The following is a 19,401-nucleotide window of genomic DNA, read 5'->3' as shown; positions in this document are numbered from 1 at the left end:
CCAGCGAGCCGGTCGCCCCCTCCCACTCGACGTCGAGCCGCGGCGCGCTGACCGCCGCCATCACCCCGGGGATGGTCGCGTCACGCCGGTGGATGTCCTCGATGGCGCGCTGCAGGCGAGCGGCGGCCGCGGCGTTGGCCGCCTTGTGACGGGCGATTGCCTGCGCCGTCGGCTCCGGCCGCGCAGGCTGGGCGCGCCCCTCGGTGGCGGCGGCGACCAGGCCAGCCGCGAGCAACGCGCCTATAAGGGCGGCCGTGTTCGGGCCCGTCATCTTGCGGCCTCCGCTGTCTCTTCTTGGAAGCCGCTGTGCACGCGCCCCCTCCCAGCAGGGAGAATGGACCGCGAAAAGCGAGCCCGGCAGTCGCAAAACTTGCAGCGGAGGTGCGCTGAGTACGCCGGGGCGGCCCCAGGTGCTTGCAGCGCCTTCAAGCCGGCGGCGCGCGGGCCGTCAGGCGAAAGGTGACCTTCACCGCCCCAGGCACCTGATCGGTCGCGGCGAACTCGCCCTGGCCCACCGTGAAAGCCGTGCGATCGACATCTGCCTCGCCGGAGGCTTTGGCCACCAGCCCGTCGATGCGCAGGTGGAACGGCACGCTCAACCGCCGTTCTGCACCGCGCAAAGTCAGGACGCCGTGAGCGACGTAGCGACCCTCGCCAAGGCTCTCAAACCGCGTAGCCGCAAAGGTCGCGCTGCGCCTGGCCGCGACATCGAACCAGTCCGGCCCACGCAGTGCCTCGTCACGTTGCACATTGCCAGTGTCGACGGAGCGAAGGTCCACAGAAACCACGACCTTGGAGCGGTCGAGGGCCGCCGGACTGAAGTGGATCTGGGCTCGCCAACGCGTGAACCGCCCGGTGATCGGCTCGCCGCTCCAGGCGGTGGCGAACGACAGGCGCGCGCCGTCGGACACCGTCCATGGGAGTGGTTCGGTGGACGGCGGCGCCCGGCGGGCCAGGGGCGGTGTGGGCGCGTTCCCGAACGCCACCACGTCCGCCGTGGCCGCCGCCCCGCGGACAGCATACTGGGCGACCCCAGGGGATGCGGGGGCGTGCGCCGAGAAGGGCGGACTTGCCAGGCCGGCTGCGGTGGCGAGCATCAGAGCGCCCAACAGGACGGCTCCCAGTCTCGGCTCCAGCCACCTCCCGGCTTTGGCCCCGGGCGCCATGCGCGTCAGAACGGGCGCTCCGGGGGCCAGGAGCTGATGCTTTAGAGCGCCGGCGACGTGCACCGCGACGAGCGCCATCGCGATCCAAGCCAAGGCGGCGTGACCTGTCTGAGAAGCGCCAAAAGCCATGGCCTTCTGCGCTGGCGGCAGAGTAGCGACGCCCGGGGCGTGGGGCCACGGAACGACGCCGAAAAGCCGCGTCGGCACCGCCAGCCTGCTCGAAGACACCATCAGCCAACCTGTTAGAGGGAGGGCGATCGTCAGGATATAGAATGCGACGTGGACGGCGCGGGCGAGGATCCTTTCCCACCGGGTCAGAGGCGGCATGGGCGGCGGGCGGTGGGTGAGCCGCCAACCAAGCCTGACAATCGTGAGCAGCAGAATCGTCAGCCCGATCGACTTGTGCAGCTGCATGAGGGCGAACGCCTCCGGCGTGCGTCCTCCCATACGGCTGGCGAGCATGAGCTGGGCCAGCACCAAGGCCGCGATCGCCCAGTGCAACACGATGGCCGCGACGCTGTAGCGCGCCTGAGCCTCATGCAGGAGCCGCTCGTCGCCCGGATTCGCCATCGCAGGTGAGTGCCGGCGCAGGCGGTTCCGGTTCACGCCCTATCGAAAGATGGGTCGTGATTGAACCACCCGGCGCTACACTAGGACAGACCCTGCAAAGCCAGGGAGGCCACACTGCGCGCGCTAGACGCCGCACCCGGAATGATCCGGAGCACGGCGCATCCGAGCAAGGACGACGAGGCGCGATGGCTGAACGGCGTCGCGCAGGGCGATCTGCGCGCCTTTGAGGCGCTGTACCGGACCTACCACCCTCGCCTCACGCGGTTTCTGTCCAACATGTTGCACCGGCCGGCCCTGGTGGAAGAGGTGCTGGACGACACCATGCTGGTGGTCTGGAGCCGACCCGAGGGTTTCGGCGGATCGAGCCGGCTCTCGACCTGGATCTTCGGCATCGCCTACCGGAAAGCCCTGAAGGCGGCGCGGCGGGAGGACGAGCCGGTGGCGCCTTCGGGGGTCGACGAAAGGCCAAGTTTAGAGGCCAGCCCGGAACAGGCGGTGGGCCAACGCCAGAGCCAGATAGTGCTGCTGCAAGCCATCCGGCAGCTCTCACCCGAACACCGAGCGGTGGTCGACCTCGCATACTTCCATGAGATGGCCTACCGCGAGATTGCCGAGGTCATGAACTGTCCCGTGGATACGGTGAAAACCCGCATGTTCTACGCCCGCCGCCACCTCAAGACCAAGCTGGCCGGCCGCTTGGTCGACTGGCTGTGAGCCCGACGATGGCGCGCGTCATACCCCTGCGCCCGCCAGATCATCAGGAGCTGCGCCTTCTGCTGCCCTGGTATGCCACCGGGCGATTGACGGAGCTGGAGCGTGCCCGGCTCGAGGCTCATTTGGCGACCTGCGCCGACTGCCGGGCGGAACTGCAGACCGACCGTCGGCTCCACGCGGCGGTCGCGACCATGCCCTACGACGCCGACGCCGGCTGGCTCCGCCTGCGCGCCCGCATGGCGAAGCCCAACGTCGGAACGGTGCGTCGGCTGCTGGAGGCGGGCCTCCAGGCGCCGGGCTGGGTTCGCTGGGCTCTGGCGGGGCAAGCCGCAGTCGCCGCCACCGGTGTGATGTTCGTCGGCCTTCGCTCGCCCGCGCCGTACGAAACCCTGAGCGCGCCGGCCCGCCTGCCGAGCGCTGAGATCATCATCGTGTTCCACCCGGAAACGCCCGAACGGCGACTGCGCGCGATCCTCAACGCCGCCGATGTGCGGCTGGTCGGCGGCCCGACCGCAGCCGACGCCTACCTGCTCGACGCAGGCAAGGACGGAAGCGACGCGGCCTTGGCGAAGCTCCGGGGCCGGCCGGAGGTGGTAATGGCCGAGCCGCTGCAGCGGGACGTCCCCAGCCGGGAAGGCGCCAAATGAGACCCCGGGGCCTGCTGCGGCTGATCCTGACGCTGGTTCTAGCGTGTGGCATGGGCGCCATGGTGGAGGTCGGGGCCGCAACCTCGCAACCGTCCGCGCCACGGCCGTCGGCAGAGACCCAGCAGGTTCTGGTGCTCCTGCCCCTGCCGCCGCCGCATTTCCGGGGACGGCTCGACTATGCCGGCGCTTACGGCGACGGGCTTGGCCGCAGCGCGCGTCGACGCATCGCCACCAGGATCGCTCACGATGAAGGCCTCGCCCTGGTCGACGCCTGGGTCATGCCGGTCATCGGCGTTGACTGCTTCGTCATGAGCGTGCCGCCCGGCCGATCGGCTGCGGAGGCGGCGCAGCGCATCTCCGGGCTAGGGTCGGTGGCCTGGGCGGAGCCGATGGCCGAGTATCGACTCCAGGCGCAAGCCTCCCGGGACGGGGATCCGCTGTTCCGCGCCCAACCCGCAGCCCAGGCTTGGCGCCTGGCCGATCTGCACCGCACCGCCACCGGCCGCGATGTGAAGGTCGCAGTGATCGACAGTATGGTGGACGCCCGGCACCCCGACCTCGTCGGTCAGGTCGCGCTGGTGCAAAACCTGCTTCCCGGTCGGCCCCCGAACGGAGAGGCGCACGGCACCGCCGTCGCGGGCATCATCGCGGCCCGGGAAAACAACGGACAGGGGATCGCCGGCGTCGCACCCGGCGCGCGCCTGCTGGCTTTGCGCGCCTGCCGGCAAACGGACTCGGCGGCGCGCGGGGCGGCTGCGGCCTGCGACACCCTCAGTCTCGCTCGCGCATTGGTCTCCGCCATGGGCCACAAGGCGGAGGTCGTTAACCTGAGCCTAAGCGGCCCGCCCACCCAACTGCTTGGACGCCTCCTGGACGTCGCGATCGGCCGAGGTGCGACGGTCGTCGCGGCCTTCGACAGCCGTCTCCCGGGGGGCGGCTTCCCGGCGTCGCACCCTGGCGTGGTGGCCGTGTCGGACGAGCCGGTCGCGGGCCGCAAGACCGTCTATCTCGCGCCGGGGCGTGACGTGCCAACGACCCAGCCGGGCGGCGGCTGGGGGTTGGTCGCAGGTGGCTCTTATGCGGCCGCGCACGTCAGTGGCCTGTTCGCCCTGATGCGCGAGCGCCGCGGGACCGGACCCCTGACGCTGGTGGCGGACCGGCCCGGCGCGGCGATCGACGCTTGCGCCAGTGTGGTCCGCGCCGGCGCGACGTGCGCCTGCCCGTGCGCCGCGGCCGAAACCGCGCGGTCAGCGGCGCCCTGATGGCGCGGTGCGGCGGAGCGCTGGCGATGACCCTCGCCGTCCTAGGCCTTGCGGAGCCAGCTTGCGCACAGGTAGGCGCCAGCATCAGCTTGCAGTCAGACTACGTCTATCGCGGCCGGTCGCTCACCGAGCAGCGCCCCGCCGTCACGGTCTCGCTCGTTTATGACGACCCCAGCGGTTTCTATGCTGGCGGCGCGCTGACCGCGTATGACAGGGCGCACGACGGCGTCGATGTGACCGACCAGTTCCTATACGCGGGCTATGCAACGCCGCTTTGGCGGGGAACAGCCCTTGACCTCGGCGTCAGCCAGACGCGCACCGTGAGCTATCGAGCGGGGCGGCGGGCCTTCGATTACGCCGAGCTTTACGCCGGTGTCCTCACCGAGCATGTCACAGTGCGAGTTCACTATGCGCCCGACTATTACGAGTCCGGTGTTTCCACGCTCTATATCGACGCCGGCGCTACCTTACGGCCCACCGAAACCCTCCGCCTTTTCGCTCGAGCCGGGGCGCTCACGCCCGTTGGGGGCCGAAGGGGCCCGTTTCTGCAGCGGACCCGGTACGACCTCGCTCTCGGCGTCACTCAGCGCGTCGGCGACTTCGACGTCGGCCTGACATGGAGCCGCCTAACGCCCGCGGAAGGCGCGGCCCCTGGGGGCGGCGTCTTGGTGGTCGGCGCAACCTACTTCTTCTGAAATCCCGCAGCGGGGGCTGAACCTTCCGGTCAGCGCCAGGCACTCACCGACGAACGGCGCGCGCAATGGTGCGGGCCGGGCAGCGGGGAGATACCCCATGGCGGCATTCTTTTTCCGTACGATCACCGCGGATCAGGCGAGCGGTTACATCGCCGCCGCAGACAGCCTCGATTTCGAGGACGCCATTGCCAGTCAGATCAGCGTCAGCTTCCTGGCCGACCAGATCGCGGTAACGTCTGGCGACCGGACCGTCGGCTTCGCGCCGGGCATCTCGGGCGACGGCGATCTGAGCGCGGCCGGCGGCGGTCGCCTGCAGATCGGCGCCGCGATCGACGAGAACCTCCAAGGCGGTGCGGCGGTCGATGCCCTCTATGGCGGGCAAGGCGCAGACACCCTCGATGGAGGGGACGGCGGCGACCTCCTGCAGGGCAATCAGGGCGCCGACCTTCTGCAAGGCGGCGGCGGTTCCGACGTCATCTACGGGGGCCAGGGCGACGATACGATCGTCACCGGCCTCGGACCAACGGAAGCCAACTGGGCCCAGGGCAACCGCGGCGACGACACGATCACCGGTGTCGGTTCGGACACCATCTACGGCGGTCAGGGATCGGATCGCATCACGGGTGGGCCAGGCGCCGGCTACCTGAACGGCAACCTCGGCGATGACAGCCTGCAAGGGAGCGGCGGCGCCGACACCCTCATCGGCGAAGGCGGCCGAGACCTGCTGATGGGCGGGGGCGGCGCTGATGTGTTCATTTTCGAGGCCGGGGCTTCGTCCCTCACGGCCAACGGCGCCGACGTCATTGCCGATTGGCAGGCGTCAGACCGGATCGGGTTGCCGCAAGCCGGTGATTACACGGAGTTGGCCCCGGCGCCGGGCAACCCTGATCCGTATTACGGCGGCGGCGCGGGAACCCCCTACACCTTCGCGACCGGCCTGGCCGCCGCCCAAGAGGCCGCCGTCATGAATCCGGGCCTCAGGATCGTGGCCGTTGAGGTCGGCGCTGACGTGGTCGTCTATGCCGACGCCGACGGCCAACCGGGCTTGGACCTCGCGATCGTACTGACCGGGGTTAGCCTTGAGGACATCAATGGCCTCAACTTCGGTTAGGCGCAGCCTCAAGGCGGCCGACGATCGCCGCAGCGATCTCGCGTGCGCCCCTCGGATCCGGATGACGGTCGTCAGGCAGGCGCCAGGCCCGCGGGATGGGCACGAGGACGTAAGGGACATCCGCGTCGCCCAGCACCCGCTGTCGAAGGCGCCGCTCGACGACGGGTTCCGGCGTCAGAACAGGGACAACGACGAGCGGCTCGGCGCCTCGCGCCCGGGCCTCTCGCGCCGTCGCCGTAAGGACCTGCCGGGCCACAAGGACGGCGGCCTCGACCTCCCCCGTCTTGCGATACGAGGCGCGGCGGCGGATCACCCGCTCCAGCCACCACCGCTCTTCCGGCGGCTGCCAGGTCAGGCCGGGCGCAAACCTCGGCCGCGTTTCCTCGAGCGTGCGGTACATCGCCGACGGCAGAAAGAGGGTCACGACGGCGACCGGCTGCCGAAACCGACCCCATTCCTGACGGAAGCGCATGAAGGCCTGGTCGATGGAGTAACCTTCCACCGCCAGGTCCGCGACCTGAACGCCGGTTTCCTGCTCCACTTGCGCGGCGATCGTCTCATCCCACTTCAGGCCGTAGCCGCACATGATGGACTCACCTACCAGCAGGATGGTCGGTCGAGCCGGATCAACCCGCTCGCCAGCCTCGGCCACCCGATATCCGGAAGGGTCGAAGACGTAGCGGATGGAGCGCCCGCCTGCGTCGCCGTAGCTCACGCGGCCGGCGGCGAAGCGGAACCCGAGCTGGGCGTCCGGCACCCGGCGTGGCTCATGCGCCGCGACCTTGTGCTCCAGCCGAGGCTTCTCAGTCATACGCAGGATCAGTTCCGCCGCCGGGATTGCAAGGGCGGCCGCAAAAAGGCTCGGCGCCGCCAGAGCCAACAGGCGGATCAACCCGTGCCGATCCGCCCGCCGCTGAAGCCAGGGCCGCACCTGAACCACCAGCAGCACGGCAGCCAAGACCGCGAGCGTCCGGAGTGTGTGCAGCCCAATGACCGTGTGAGACCGAGGGATCCGAAAGTCCGGCAGGAAATGTCGATCCAGCCACGCCTCGTCGGCGGAGAGCGCCCAGAACAGCAGAGCGCCAGAAGCAGATGCCAGAAGTAGGTCCAGCAAAACTCTGCGTCGCCGCCGCGCCGGCATCTGAGACATGGGCCGAGTTTCTCTCTGGCCTACGAAGGTTAGCTCGGCCAGTTCAGAGAGGGAAGCAATGCCTGCCTTCTTGAGGCCCTTGCATCATTTCGCCTGGCGTCATCCCGACCGCCGGGCGCGTCTGCTTTTGCGTTTTGCCGAGGTCGAGGCCGATGGCGGACGAGATCTCGTCCGCGCGGCGGAACTGACCAGCGACGCCAGACTGCGGCTCCTGTTTCTGCGTCACGCGCTGGATGAGCAGCGCCATGCGGATCTGTTCCGCCAGCGCGGCCTGGAAATCGTACGAAGTCGACCGCGTGCCGCCGGCAAGAGAAGCGCAGAGTGGATGGCGCCGGGCGAGCGCGGCCTCGACGACGTCCGGGTCGACGAGGAGCCTGAAGCGGCGCTGCTCGCCTTCTTGCACCTGTCGGAGCGCGACGCGGCCCGCCAGTTCGACGACTACTCATCTGTGCTGGCAAGCGACCCCGCGACGCAGGCGGTGTTCCAAAAGGTGGTGCGCGATGAGGCGTTTCACATGACCTACACCCACCAGCAGCTGGTCCGCCTGGCCCCAACGGACCACCGCCGGGTGCTCTGGCGCGCCCGTCTTCGGCGGCTCTGGAAGCTCTACCTTCGGCTGGCGGGCGGCCTCGCCGCGCTCATCGGCGGCGTGGTCCTCAGCCTGATCTACTACCTCCTGCTGCCCCCGTTCGCGCTCGCGGCGAAGCACGCCGCCAAACGCGAGGCGCCCGGCTGGACAGCGGCTGCGGCAGTTCCCGACGGCACATTGGATCGGGAGTACTGAGATGAACATCCTCGGCGTCTCCGCGCACTATCACGACTCCGCCGCCGCCCTCGTGGTGGACGGCATGCCCGTCGCAGCGGTCCAGGAGGAGCGGCTTTCCCGCCGCAAGAACGACGCGGCCTTCCCGCTCAGCGCCATCGGCTGGTGCCTGGAACGCGGCGGCCTGCAACCGGCCGACCTTGACGCCGTCGTCTTCTACGAGCGGCCGATGCTGAAGTTTGACCGCGTGCTTGCTATGGCGCTGCGGGCTTTCCCGCGGGGTCGCTCCGCGTTCGCACACGCCATGAAGAACATGCTGGGCGACAAGGCCTGGGTGCGCGGGACAATCTGCGGCCACCTCGGTGTGCCCCGCGACAAGGTGCTGTTCACCGGCCACCACCAGTCGCACGCCGCCGCTGCATTCCTGACCGCTCCGACGGACGCCGCAGCCATCCTCACCGCCGATGGCGTCGGAGAGTGGGCGACCCTGACGACGGGCGCAGGTCGGCGGAGGCGCGGCGGGCCAGCGACCATTTCACTGGAGCGGGAGGTGCACTTCCCGCACTCCCTGGGGCTCCTTTACTCCGCCTTCACGGCCTACCTCGGCTTCCAAATCAACGAGGGCGAGTACAAGGTCATGGGGCTAGCCGCCTACGGCAAGCCGACCTTCGTCGACGAAGTCCGCCGGGTGGTCCGCCGAACGCCGGACGGCGCCTTCGCCCTCGACCTGTCGTACTTCGAGTTCCACACAACGGTGGCTCGCAGCTACTCGCACGAGTTCCTCGATCTGTTCGGGCCGGCGCGCGATCCCCACGCCGCCATCGACCTGACCAGCGCGGAGGGGCGCCGTTTCGCCGATATCGCGACCAGCGTGCAGGCGGTGCTGGAGGAGATCCTGCTCGACATGGCGCGCGACCTGCGCCGGAGCAGCGGATTGCCGGACCTGTGCCTGGGCGGCGGCGTGGCGCTGAACGGCGTCGCCAACGCCCGCCTGCTGCGGGAAGCAGGCTTCGAGCGCGTCTTCGTGCCCTCCGCCCCTGGCGACGCCGGATGCGGCCTGGGGGCCGCACTGGCCGCCGACCGGCTGCATTTCGGGCGGCCTGATCAGGCGGTCCCAGACCATCCGTTCTGGGGCCCGAGCGTCGACGACGCGGACCTCGTGCGGATCGCCCGGGAGGACAAGCTGCCGTACGTGATGCACGCAGACGGTGAGCTGATCGAACAGGTGGCCGATGACCTGGCGGCCGGTCTGGTCGTCGGCTGGATGGACGGGGCGTTGGAGTTCGGGCCGCGGGCGCTTGGGCACCGCAGCATCCTGGCGGCGCCGCAGTCGGCGGCGATGCGCGACCGGCTGAACCGGGACATCAAGCACCGCGAGGAGTTCCGTCCGTTCGCCCCGGTGGTCCCGGCCGAGTACGCGGACCGCTACTTCGACCTGCCGGCCGGCGGCGCGCGGCTCAGCCGTTTCATGTCGGGGGTGTTTCCGGTCCGGCCGGAGCATCGCGGGCGGCTAGCGGCGGTCACGCACGTGGACGGCACGGCGCGGGTGCAGGTCCTGCAGCGTGAGATGGAGCCTCGCCTGCACGCGCTGATCATGGCTTACGGCGCCCGGACGGGGCTGCCGGTGCTGCTCAACACCTCGTTCAACCTGGCCGGCGAGCCGATCGTGAACCGGGTGGCGGAGGGCTACTCCACCTTCCGCCGCTCAGGGATCGACGTGCTGGTCGCCGGCCGGGCCCGGGTCATGAAGCCAGCCCTGGCCCGCGCCAACCGCAGGAGAGCCTCCGATGCTTCCAAAGCGCAGCCGATTCCAGCGGCAGATGATCGTCATCGGGAGCATGGCGGGCTCCACATCTGACTTGGTCCGCGGCCTGTGGCAGGGCGGCGTCGAGAAACGGGTGATGATCCCGCTGGCGGTGTTCCTGTGCGCGACCGGGGTGATCCTCGTGGCGGCGGTGTCGGTCGAGGCGCTGGCCCCCTTCGTCTACGCCATTTTCTGAGATGGTCCCGCTCGCCCACGAGCTTCTGGCCTGCCCCGTCTGTGCGGGACGACTGGACGGGCGCTGGCGCTGCGAGGGCTGCAGGGCGCTCTACGCGGAGACGGACGGCGTGGCGCGGCTTCGGCAGGCAGGCGACGCCCGGACCGACGCGGTCCGCGCCTTCTATGCCGAGGCCCCGTTCCCAGGCTATCCGCCGCAGGACAGCCTGACCTGGCTGCGGGCCCGCGCCGACCGCAGCCGCTTCGCCCGGCTGCTCGACCTGGCGATCCCTGGCGACGCCCGCATCGTGGAGGTCGGCTGCGGCACCGGGCAGATGAGCCTCTACCTCGCGCGTGCCGACCGCCAGGTCGTAGCCGCGGACCTGAGCCTAGATTCCCTGCGGCTGGGCGCCGCCGCGGCCCGGCGCTTCGGACTGGAAGGCGTGCGGTTCGTCGAGACCGACCTCCACCGGCCCGGGTTGCGCAGCGGCGCATTCGACGTCGTCTATTGCTCCGGCGTCCTGCACCACACCCCCGACCCCCGCCTGGCTTTCGAGAGGGTTGCGCCTTTGGCGCGGCCGGGCGGAATGATCGTGCTGGGCCTCTACAACGCCGTGGCCCGCCTGCCGCTGCGGCTGCGACGGGCGGTTGGCCGGGCCACCGGCTTCCGCTGGATTCCCTTCGACCCCGTGCTGCACGACCGGCGCCACGAGCCCGCCCGCCGCCGCGCCTGGCTGCGCGACCAGTACCTGCATCCGCAGGAGAGCCGCCACACGCACGGCGAGGTCGTGAGGTGGTTCGCCGACAACGGCGTCGACTATGTGCGCGCCTTTCCCAGCGCCCTTTTCGACGACGACGGGGGGAGCGGCCTGTTCGACCCCGCGCCGGACCACTGGCCCCTGGAGAGCTGGCTGGCGCAGCTCGGCTGGATGGCGCAGCTCGGGCACGAGGGCGGGCTTTTCATGATGATCGGTCGCCGACGGGAGAGCGCCGCGCCCGCCGAAGGGAAATCCGCCGGGCAGCCCGCCATTCCATCGGCGCTTGAAAAGGAACGAGCCGCATGAGGACGCCCATCATTGCGGCCGCCTGCTGGGCGCTGGCGACGGCCGGCGCCCTGGCCGCCCCGGTCAGCGCAGATCCGGCTCAGACGCCGGCCGGGCGCTATATTCTCGACGCGCAGCACGCGAGCCTGGTCATGAAGGTCTCGCACATGGGCTTCTCCCGCTACACGATGCGGTTCAACCAGATATCCGGCGGGTTCGACTACGATCCGGCCAACTGGCGGGCGACGGTCGTGAGGGTCGAGATCGACGCCGCCTCCGTCGACACCGGCTCGGCCTCGTTCAACCGGCAGGTCGCCCAGATGCTCGACGCCGACAAGCACCCGAAGATCCTCTTCGTCTCTCGCGGCTTTGAAGAGGTGGAGGGGCTGTCCGCCAAGCTCGTCGGCGATCTCACCTTCCATGGCGTGACCAAACCCGTCAGCCTGGACGTCACGTTCAACGGCGCTGGCCCCGGCATGATGGGCGGGGGCACGCGCCTGGGGTTCTCCGCTTCAGGGAGGATCAAGCGGTCGGATTTCGGGGTGACCGAGTATTCGCAGTGGGTAGGTGACGACGTGGCCCTGCTGATCGAAACCGAGTTCTACAGGCGATAAGAGCGCATCAGCACGAGCCGCTCGCGTGCGAAGACCCTGCTCCAGGTCAAGGCCAAGGGACCGGCGCTCACCTCGGAGTCGACATCTCACCGCAAGTACTTAGTCATGTACCTGCGGACGGATTCCCCCTTCCCTCATAGCGACGGGCAGAACTGATCAGTTGGCCGGCGACGATCTGCATCAAGGCTCGGTTCGCACGCTTACCGCGATGACAGCAACCGATCCCTCGACGGTGATCCTGAGAATTAGCCAGGCGCGCAAGGTCTATGGCGACCAGGTCGTCCTCAAGGGCGTCGACCTCGATGTCATGCAGGGCGAGTTCCTCACCTTCCTGGGGCCGAGCGGTTGCGGAAAGACGACCCTGCTGCGGATGATCGCCGGGTTCGAAACACCCTCGGCGGGCGAGATCTCGATCCAGGGACGACCGATGCGGGGGGTGGCGCCCTATCACCGCCCCGTCGGCATGGTGTTTCAGGACCTGGCGCTGTTCCCCCACATGTCGGTCGCGGCGAATGTCGCGTTCGGCCTGGAAGTGCGCGGCGTCGCCCCCCCGACGATCGGGCGCGAGGTGGCGGAGGGAGCCGCTGAGCGCCCTGGACTTCAAGCTGCGGCGCCAACTTCAGATCGAGCTGAAGGACATCCAGAGAAAGCTCGGCACCACGTTCATCTTCGTCACGCACGATCAGGACGAGGCGTTGACGATGTCGGACCGCATCGCCGTATTTTCGGACGGCGAGATCGTCCAGGTCGACACGCCGAGCAACATCTACAACCACCCGCGAACCAGCTTCGTCGCCCAGTTCGTCGGCGAGGCGAACATCTTCGAAGCCCAAATCGACACGCATGCCAACGGCCAGGTCACGGCCTGGCTTCCGGAACTCGGGGTCAACCTGCCCTTGCCCGATCCTGCCCTGCGGCCCCTGGAGCGGACGGCGGTGGCGATACGCCCCGAAAACCTGCGCATCGCCAGCACGGGCGGCGCGGCCGGAGTCTGGGCTCCGGCGACCGTCACCGAGGTGGTCTATGCGGGATCGTTGGTCCGCTACGGGCTGACCGCGGGCGCCAAGCCGATCTCTGTCACGCAGACGGTCGAGCGCGGCCATACCGACCTGTTCAGCGTCGGGGACGCGGTCCACCTGTCCTGGAAACCGGGCAGTGCGATGCTGGTTCAGCAGGGCCCCGCTGCAAGCCACGATTCCAGCCCTGACCGGCCGACGATCGCGAAGAAGGGAAAGCTTCGTCGCCGCTACCTGCTGGCGCTTGGCGGGGCGGCGGCCATCGGCGGCCTCGTGGTCAGCCGCCTGGGCGGGTCCGGCGGGGGCGAAGACGCCGTCGTCATGGGCACGTGGGGCGGCGGCAACGCCGAAGCCTGGCGCCGAGTGCTGGCGGACTTCCAGGCGAGCACCGGGATTTCGGCCCGCGTCGCGGAATGGGCGGATCCGGAACCAGCGCTGCGCGCCCAGGCCAGCGACCCGAAGTACAACGTCGGAATCTGCACCGCCCTCGACACGATCAGCCTTCAGAAAGACGGCTTGTTGGAGAGCTTCTCCGACGATGAGCTGCCAGGCCTGAGCCAGGTCGATGAGAGGTACGTCGTCCGGGCCAGGGACGGCCGGGTGATCGGGCTGCCGATCTACTTCTCCTACTATGGCATCGCTTTCAATTCGGCCCTGGCGAAGCCCGGGGATTTCGAGAGCTGGAGCCAACTCGGCGACCCGAAGTGGAAAGGCCGACTAGCGATCAATCGTACGGTCTGGGCGGCGAGGTACGACCTGACCCTATTTGCTCATCTGGCGGGCGGCACCGAAGCCGATTGGCGGCCCGGTCTGCCCCTGCTGCGCGCCCAGGCCAGCAACTCGGTCGTCGCCTACACCGGCATGGCGCAGATGAGCTCGCTGTTGTCGCGCGGCGAGGTGACGGCGGTGCCTTATTATTCCGCCCGCTTCTGGGGCAAGGCGACCGTGCCCGGCGTCACCTTCCAGCTTCCCAGGGAAGGCGGCCTGATGCTGCCCTACATCCTGGTGATGCCCAAAGCCGCGAAAAACCGCGAACAGGTGCGGGCGCTGTTCGACTACTGCCTGCAGGCCGCGGTGCAGGAAAAGATCTTCGCAGAGTCCGGCTACATGCCGATGAACTCCGAAGCCAGGTTCACGCCCGAGCAGGCGCAAAGGGTCGGCATGTCGCTCGGCGCCCTGCGGCAACGCCTCTACAATCCCGACTGGAATGTCGTCGCGCGGACCACCCCGGCCCGCATCGGCGCCGTCGAGAAGATCATCAATGGCGTCTGAGCCGCCAGGCGAGGATCGGGGCGCGTCATGCAGCTAGGGCGCTGGCTGTATCTCGGCCTCGCGCCCATGGGCGTCGTGCTGGCGATCTTCATGTGGGGCCTGCTTCAGCTCGTGCTGGGCTCGTTCCACGGCGCGGACGGCTTCGGGTTGGCAAATTACGCGGAGTTCTTCTCCCGAGCGGACTACGTCGCGGTGCTGTTGCGCACCCTGTGGGTCTCGGCCGCAGTGACCGCGATCAGCCTGCTGATCGGCTATCCGGTCGCCCATTTCATCGCCCGCTACGAGGGGGCCAGGACCTTCATCCTGCTGCTCGTCATCCTGCCGTGGATGGTCAGCGTCGTGGTGCGCACCTACGGCTGGATCGTCATCCTCGGCAGCACCGGCCTCATGAACCAGTGGCTGATGTGGCTGGGCGTGCTCGATGCGCCGGCCAAGCTGATGTTCAACACCACGGGGGTGATCATCGGCATGGTGCATGTCTTCTGCCCGTTCATGATCATCGCCGTGCTCACCTCGCTCATGCAGGTGGGACGCAACCTGGAAGAGGCCGCGATGATCCTCGGCGCGCGACCCGCCCAGGTCTTCGGGCGGGTGGCCTTCCCGTTGAGCATCTCAGGCGTCATCTCCGGCTCGACCATCGTCTATCTGATGTGCAACGGCGCGATCATCACGCCGCTGTTGCTCGGCGGGCTGCGCGAACGGATGCTGGGCACGCAGATCTACCAGGACCTGTTCCAGCTATTCGACATCCCGAAGGCCTCGGCCATGGCGATGATCCTGACATTGGCCGCCGTCGTCGTCGTCGCGCCGCTGCACCTGCTCGAGCGTCGCCTCACGCGCCACACGCGTTCCAGCCAGGAGAGTTGAGCGTGGTCAGTCTGACGAAAGGCGCCTACCGCACGCTCGTCACGGCGGTCTTCCTGTTCCTGCCGGCGCCAATCGTGATCGTCATCGCCTCATCGTTCTCGCCGACCGGCTACCTGAGCTTTCCGCCCCAAGGCTTCTCCCTGCACTGGTATCGCGAGTTCCTCGGCAGCTCCGAGTGGATCTCCGCCCTCCTCACCAGCGTGCTGCTCGCTTCGGCGACGGCGGTCATCACGGTGGTGGTGGCGTTCCTGGCGGCGCAGGTCAGCGCCCGCAAAGCGTTTCCGGGCCGCGGGCTGTTCGAGGCTGCCGTCCTGCTGCCGCTGGCGTTCCCCCACGCGGCCCTGGCGGTGGTGATGCTGAGCCTGCTCGCCGCCTTCAGCCTTCGCGGGACCTTCCCGGGCCTGCTTCTGGCCCACGTGATCCTGGCGATCCCCTACGCCTACCGGCCGATCATCACCGCGCTGCGCCGGTTCGATTGGAGCTGCGAGGAGGCGGCGCTGATCCTTGGAGCCGACAACTGGACGGTGATGCGCCGGATCGTCATCCCCATGCTGCGGCCTGCCATCACCACCGCGCTGCTGTTTTCCTTCATCATCTCGTTCGACGAAGTGACCATCACCATGTTCCTGATCGGTCCCGACATCGCGACGGCGCCGGTGCGGATCCACGGCCACATCCAGGAAAGCAACACGCCGGTCATCGCCGCGGTGTCGACGCTGTTCATCGGCGTCACCCTGCTCAGCGTGCTGGCGCTCGAGCGCCTTGTCGGCCTCGAATTGTTCGTCAGCAACGAGACCTCGCGCCACTAGGCCGCTCAACCGAATGATCAGTTCCCAACGCCGCCGGAGCCCCAAATGAAAATCGGAGTAGAGATCGGCGGCACCTTCACGGATGTCATCCTGGCGGGCGACGGGCAGGCGCCGCTTGCGATCAAGGCGCCGTCGACGCCTGAGGACCCCAGCATCGGCGCCATCGATGGGATCAAGCGCCTGCTGGAGAAATCCGGTCGCAACCTCGGCGAGGTCGACGAGATCCTGCATGGCTCGACCGTCGCCACCAACGCGCTGATCGAGGCAAGGGCGCCCGCACCGGCCTCGTCACGACCAAGGGCTTCGAAGACGTCCTGCTGATCGGTCGTCAGGAGAAGACCGACATCTATGACGCGTTCTACCAGCGGTCCCGGTCGCTCGTGCCGCGCGAGCTCATCCGCGGCGTCACCGAGCGCCTCGCCGCCGACGGCTCGACCTTGCAGGCGCTGGATGAGGACGAACTGCTCGAGACGGTGCGCCATCTGAGGGAGGAGGACGGCGTCGCCTCCCTTGCGGTGCTGTTCCTCCATTCGTACCGCAATCCGGCGCACGAGCGACGGGCGCGGGCGCTTATCAACCAGGCCTATCCGGACCTGGATGTGACCATATCGTCGGACATCTCGCCGGAGTTCCGCGAATACGAGCGGGCCTCCACGACGGTGATCAACGCCTATGTGCGCCCGCTTGTCCGCCGCTACGTCGACAATCTGGCGCGCGAGCTTTCGGGGCTGGGCTACAGGCGCCGGCTGATGATCATGCAGTCGAACGGCGGCGTGTTGCCGGCCGAGGTCGCCGCAGAGCAACCGGTCCGGATGATCCTCTCCGGCCCGGCGGCGGGGGTCACGGGGGCGGTCCACCTGGCCAAGGCCGGGAGCCATCGTAACCTGATCACCATGGATATCGGCGGCACCTCGTGTGACGTCTCGCTGATCAGCGACGCCGTGCCGGAGATGGTCAGCAAGGGCCTGTCCGAATACCGCATCGACGGGCACCCGATAAACATCCGCATGATGGACATCGCGACCATCGGGGCCGGCGGTGGCAGCATCGCCTGGATCGACGACGGCGGCATGTTGCGGGTCGGACCGGAAAGCGCCGGCTCGAAGCCCGGGCCGGCCTGCTATGGCCGCGGGGGGACCCAGTTCACGGTGACTGACGCCCTCGTATTGATGGGCTTCATCGATCCGGACCGGTTCATCGGCGGCGAGATGCAGATCCACGCCGGCCTGTCGAGTCAGGCGGCGCGGCCGTTGTGCGACGCCCTGGGCGTGAGCGAGATCGAGCTGGCGCGCAACGTCTACAGGCTGACGGTCAACAACATCGCCCAGCAGATGCGGCAGGTGACGGTGCAGCGCGGCAAGGATCCGCGGGGATACGCCGTCCTGCCCTACGGCGGGGGCGGCGCCCTGTTCGCCGCCGTGGTGGCGGAGGAGATCGGCGCCGACCACGTCGTGGTGCCGCGATTGCCCGGGGTCTTTTCCGCCTACGGCCTGACCACCGCCCAGATGCGGCTCGACGTCATCAAGTCGGCGCCGGGGACCCGCCTGTCGTCGATCTCCAGCGCGATCATCGAAGCCGAGTTCGCCCGCCTCGAGGCCGATGTCCGCCAGCATTACGCGAGCTTCGGCGTCGACCCCTCGGCTGTCGCCGTATGGCGCCATGCGGACGCGCGTTACGTGGGCCAAGGCTTCGAGCTGACCGTGCCGATCTCGGGCTCCGACGATCTCGCCCGCGCGGTCGCCGACGGGTTCAACCAGGCTCATGCCGACCGTTACGGTCACAGCTTCCCGGAACAGGAGCTTGAGATCGTCAGCTACCGGGTCGATGGCGTAGCCGACCTCGGCCCCCGGGCCGAACGCCCCTTCGTTGCGAACCCGCAGGCGCCGCCGAAGGGAACGAGTTCGCCGGCGCCCGGCGGCGAGACCTTCACGACCTATGACCGCGAGGGGCTGCCCGAGGGCTCGGCCCTGGCCGGCCCCTGCCTGGTCTATGAGGCCACGTCCGCCGTTTTCGTACCGCCCGGCTGGTCATTGACCGTCGACTCCAGGGGCGACCTCATCCTGGCGCGGTCCGCCGCCGGCGCCGCCATGCAGGAGCAAGGCCAATGACCATTGATCCGGTGATGCTGTCGGTGGCCAACAACATGTTCCATTCGATCGCCAACGAGATGGGCACGGTGATGCTGCTCTCGGCCAATTCCTCGATCGCACGCGAGGCGAAGGACACCTCGACCTGCCTTCTCGATCCAGACGGTCGAGTTGTCGCCCAGTCGATCATGATCCCGATGCACATGAACTCGCTAGCGATGGCGGTCCGCGGCTGGAAGGAGCGGTTCGACCTCGCGAACACCGAGGAAGACGACGTCTATGTGATGAACCACCCGTATTTCTATGGGCAGCATCTCAACGATATCATCATCATCATGCCGGTGTTCGCCGACGGGGCGCTGTGCGGGTTTACCGGCAGCATCTGCCACCATGTCGACGTCGGCGGCGCGGCGGTGATGAACGCCCACGCGACCGAGCTGTTTCAGGAGGGATTCATCATCCCGCCGGTCAAGGTGAAGCAGGCCGACGCCTTCAACGGCGGCGTCCTGGAGCGGATCATCGAAGCCAATGTGCGGGTTCCGGGCGTCGTGGTCGGCGACTACCGCGCCCAGTTCTTCGCCTGCCGCCGCGGACAGGAGCTGCTGCGGGGGATGGTCGGGCGCTATGGCCGCGATGTGGTCGTCGGGTGCATGCAGGAGCTGCAGGACTACGCCGAGCGCCTGATGCGGGCGACGATCCTCAAGATCCTGGACGGGACTTATTTCGGCGAGGACTTCTGCGACAGCCTGACGCCCGAAGGACAGCAGATCCCGATCCGGGCGAAGATCAGCATCCAGGGCGACCGCGCGAGCGTGGACCTCAGCGAAAGCAGCGATCAGGTCAAGGGCCCGATCAACTCGCCGATCGCCTCGACCTATTCGGCCGTCTACACCTTCTTCGTATCGATGGTGCGCAGCGGCACGATCATCAACGACGGCAGCTATCGCCCGATCGAGATCGTCACCCGCAAAGGCTCGATCTGCGACCCGGTCTATCCGGCGCCGGTGCGCACCCGTATGACGACCAGCTATCGCACCTTCAGCGCTTGCCGAAAGGCGATGGCCGAGGCGGTTCCCGATCTGGTTCCGGCGTCTGGGCATGACTCGACGACGTCGGTGGCGTTCGCGCGGCGGCAGGTCGGCAGCTACCACGTCTATCAGGAGATCATCGCCGGCGGCCTCGGGGCCTCCAAGCACGGCGACGGCTGCGACGGCATCGCCCAGCCGCTGTCGAACAGCGGCAACATCCCGGTCGAAGTCATGGAGGTCGAGGCCGACTATCTCCGCGTCCGGTCCTACGGCCTGATCACCGGCTCCGGCGGCGCCGGGGTCCACCGCGGCGGCATGGGCATCCGCAAGGTCTTCGAGGTGATCGGCGACGGCGTCAGCTTCTCCTCGACCGGCGACCGCACGCAGCGTGCGCCCGCTGGGTCCGACGGCGGCGGCGACGGCCGGCTGGCCGGCGTGATCATGGAACGCGGCGGCGAGCAGACCCGTCTGGGCGGCCACAACACCATGGCGGCGAAGCCCGGCGACGTCTTCACCATCGAGACCGCCGGCGGCGGCGGCTGGGGCGATGCGTCGGCGGGTTAGAAGAACCGCGCGGCGAATTCGCGGACGACGACGCTACGTAGTCTC

Annotated in this window: 18 protein-coding genes and 2 pseudogenes; 17 read left to right on the top strand and 3 right to left on the bottom strand. The window is 68.5% G+C overall.

Going from position 1 to position 19,401, the window contains the following annotated elements:
• Both ACILRF_RS00595 and ACILRF_RS00590 read right to left on the bottom strand, forming a co-directional pair.
• A partial coding sequence (locus ACILRF_RS00595) for a hypothetical protein (protein WP_395670314.1) occupies positions 1-271 on the bottom strand: 271 nt, incomplete at its 3' end.
• A 154-nt stretch (positions 272-425) separates the two neighbouring features.
• Complete coding sequence (locus ACILRF_RS00590; RefSeq protein WP_395670313.1) at positions 426-1,772, bottom strand: YceI family protein; 1,347 nt, start codon at positions 1,770-1,772, stop codon at positions 426-428.
• Between the two features lie 105 nt (positions 1,773-1,877).
• On the opposite strand from ACILRF_RS00590, the gene ACILRF_RS00585 reads away from it, so the two are divergent.
• From ACILRF_RS00585 to ACILRF_RS00565, 5 genes are all read left to right on the top strand, one after another.
• Positions 1,878-2,450 (top strand): RNA polymerase sigma factor, encoded by a 573-nt coding sequence (locus ACILRF_RS00585; RefSeq protein ID WP_395670312.1) that lies wholly within the window; start codon positions 1,878-1,880, stop codon positions 2,448-2,450.
• An 8-nt stretch (positions 2,451-2,458) separates the two neighbouring features.
• The gene (locus tag ACILRF_RS00580) at positions 2,459-3,097 is read left to right on the top strand and encodes a zf-HC2 domain-containing protein (protein WP_395670311.1); all 639 of its coding nucleotides are present in this window, start codon (positions 2,459-2,461) and stop codon (positions 3,095-3,097) included.
• Positions 3,094-4,359 (top strand): S8 family peptidase, encoded by a 1,266-nt coding sequence (locus ACILRF_RS00575; RefSeq protein WP_395670310.1) that lies wholly within the window; start codon positions 3,094-3,096, stop codon positions 4,357-4,359. Before ACILRF_RS00580 ends, ACILRF_RS00575 begins: the two co-directional genes overlap by 4 nt.
• Before the next feature lie 26 nt (positions 4,360-4,385).
• A complete protein-coding gene (locus ACILRF_RS00570) occupies positions 4,386-5,054 on the top strand; it encodes a TorF family putative porin (RefSeq protein WP_395670309.1) in 669 nt (222 codons plus the stop codon).
• Between the two features lie 97 nt (positions 5,055-5,151).
• On the top strand, positions 5,152-6,165 hold the full coding sequence (locus tag ACILRF_RS00565; RefSeq protein WP_395670308.1) for a calcium-binding protein: 1,014 nt from the start codon (positions 5,152-5,154) through the stop codon (positions 6,163-6,165).
• Here ACILRF_RS00565 and ACILRF_RS00560 read toward each other — a convergent pair.
• Positions 6,152-7,306 (bottom strand): hypothetical protein, encoded by a 1,155-nt coding sequence (locus tag ACILRF_RS00560; protein ID WP_395670307.1) that lies wholly within the window; start codon positions 7,304-7,306, stop codon positions 6,152-6,154. The two genes, ACILRF_RS00565 and ACILRF_RS00560, sit on opposite strands and share 14 nt — an antisense overlap.
• A gap of 67 nt (positions 7,307-7,373) precedes the next feature.
• Here ACILRF_RS00560 and ACILRF_RS00555 point away from each other — a divergent pair, with 67 nt between their 5' ends.
• From ACILRF_RS00555 to ACILRF_RS00500, 12 genes and pseudogenes are all read left to right on the top strand, one after another.
• Positions 7,374-8,099 carry a ferritin-like domain-containing protein gene (locus ACILRF_RS00555; protein ID WP_395670306.1) on the top strand — a complete coding sequence of 242 codons (726 nt, stop codon included), beginning with the start codon at positions 7,374-7,376 and terminating at the stop codon, positions 8,097-8,099.
• A 1-nt stretch (position 8,100) separates the two neighbouring features.
• Positions 8,101-9,936 carry a carbamoyltransferase gene (locus tag ACILRF_RS00550; RefSeq protein ID WP_395670305.1) on the top strand — a complete coding sequence of 612 codons (1,836 nt, stop codon included), beginning with the start codon at positions 8,101-8,103 and terminating at the stop codon, positions 9,934-9,936.
• 1 nt (position 9,937) lies between these two features.
• Positions 9,938-10,078 carry a DUF5989 family protein gene (locus tag ACILRF_RS00545; RefSeq protein WP_395670304.1) on the top strand — a complete coding sequence of 47 codons (141 nt, stop codon included), beginning with the start codon at positions 9,938-9,940 and terminating at the stop codon, positions 10,076-10,078.
• Between the two features lie 109 nt (positions 10,079-10,187).
• Positions 10,188-11,120, top strand: coding sequence for a class I SAM-dependent methyltransferase (locus ACILRF_RS00540; protein WP_395670303.1), 933 nt, complete (start codon positions 10,188-10,190; stop codon positions 11,118-11,120).
• Positions 11,117-11,713 (top strand): YceI family protein, encoded by a 597-nt coding sequence (locus ACILRF_RS00535; protein ID WP_395670302.1) that lies wholly within the window; start codon positions 11,117-11,119, stop codon positions 11,711-11,713. Before ACILRF_RS00540 ends, ACILRF_RS00535 begins: the two co-directional genes overlap by 4 nt.
• Positions 11,714-11,921: 208 nt before the next feature.
• Positions 11,922-12,281, top strand: a pseudogene (locus ACILRF_RS00530) (ABC transporter ATP-binding protein); the annotation flags it as partial.
• Complete coding sequence (locus tag ACILRF_RS00525) at positions 12,226-14,001, top strand: extracellular solute-binding protein (protein WP_395670301.1); 1,776 nt, start codon at positions 12,226-12,228, stop codon at positions 13,999-14,001. The pseudogene ACILRF_RS00530 and the gene ACILRF_RS00525, both read left to right, overlap by 56 nt.
• A 27-nt stretch (positions 14,002-14,028) precedes the next feature.
• Positions 14,029-14,868 (top strand): ABC transporter permease, encoded by an 840-nt coding sequence (locus tag ACILRF_RS00520; RefSeq protein ID WP_395670300.1) that lies wholly within the window; start codon positions 14,029-14,031, stop codon positions 14,866-14,868.
• A gap of 2 nt (positions 14,869-14,870) precedes the next feature.
• Entirely contained in the window at positions 14,871-15,677 is an 807-nt protein-coding gene (locus ACILRF_RS00515; RefSeq protein ID WP_395670299.1) for an ABC transporter permease, read from the top strand.
• A 45-nt stretch (positions 15,678-15,722) separates the two neighbouring features.
• A pseudogene (locus ACILRF_RS00510) lies at positions 15,723-16,198 on the top strand (hydantoinase/oxoprolinase N-terminal domain-containing protein); the annotation flags it as partial.
• Complete coding sequence (locus ACILRF_RS00505; protein ID WP_395670317.1) at positions 16,193-17,785, top strand: hydantoinase/oxoprolinase family protein; 1,593 nt, start codon at positions 16,193-16,195, stop codon at positions 17,783-17,785. The pseudogene ACILRF_RS00510 and the gene ACILRF_RS00505, both read left to right, overlap by 6 nt.
• Positions 17,782-19,356: a hydantoinase B/oxoprolinase family protein gene (locus ACILRF_RS00500; protein ID WP_395670298.1), complete on the top strand. Its 1,575-nt coding sequence runs from the start codon at positions 17,782-17,784 to the stop codon at positions 19,354-19,356. The genes ACILRF_RS00505 and ACILRF_RS00500 overlap by 4 nt, the downstream gene beginning before the upstream one ends.
• The last annotated feature ends 45 nt before the right edge of the window (positions 19,357-19,401 follow it).

It is taken from the genome of Phenylobacterium sp. (genome assembly GCF_044236515.1).
GTDB lineage: Bacteria > Pseudomonadota > Alphaproteobacteria > Caulobacterales > Caulobacteraceae > Phenylobacterium.
The sequence above is the reverse complement of the archived record's forward strand: the minus strand, read 5'-3'. Positions and strand labels throughout refer to the sequence as shown.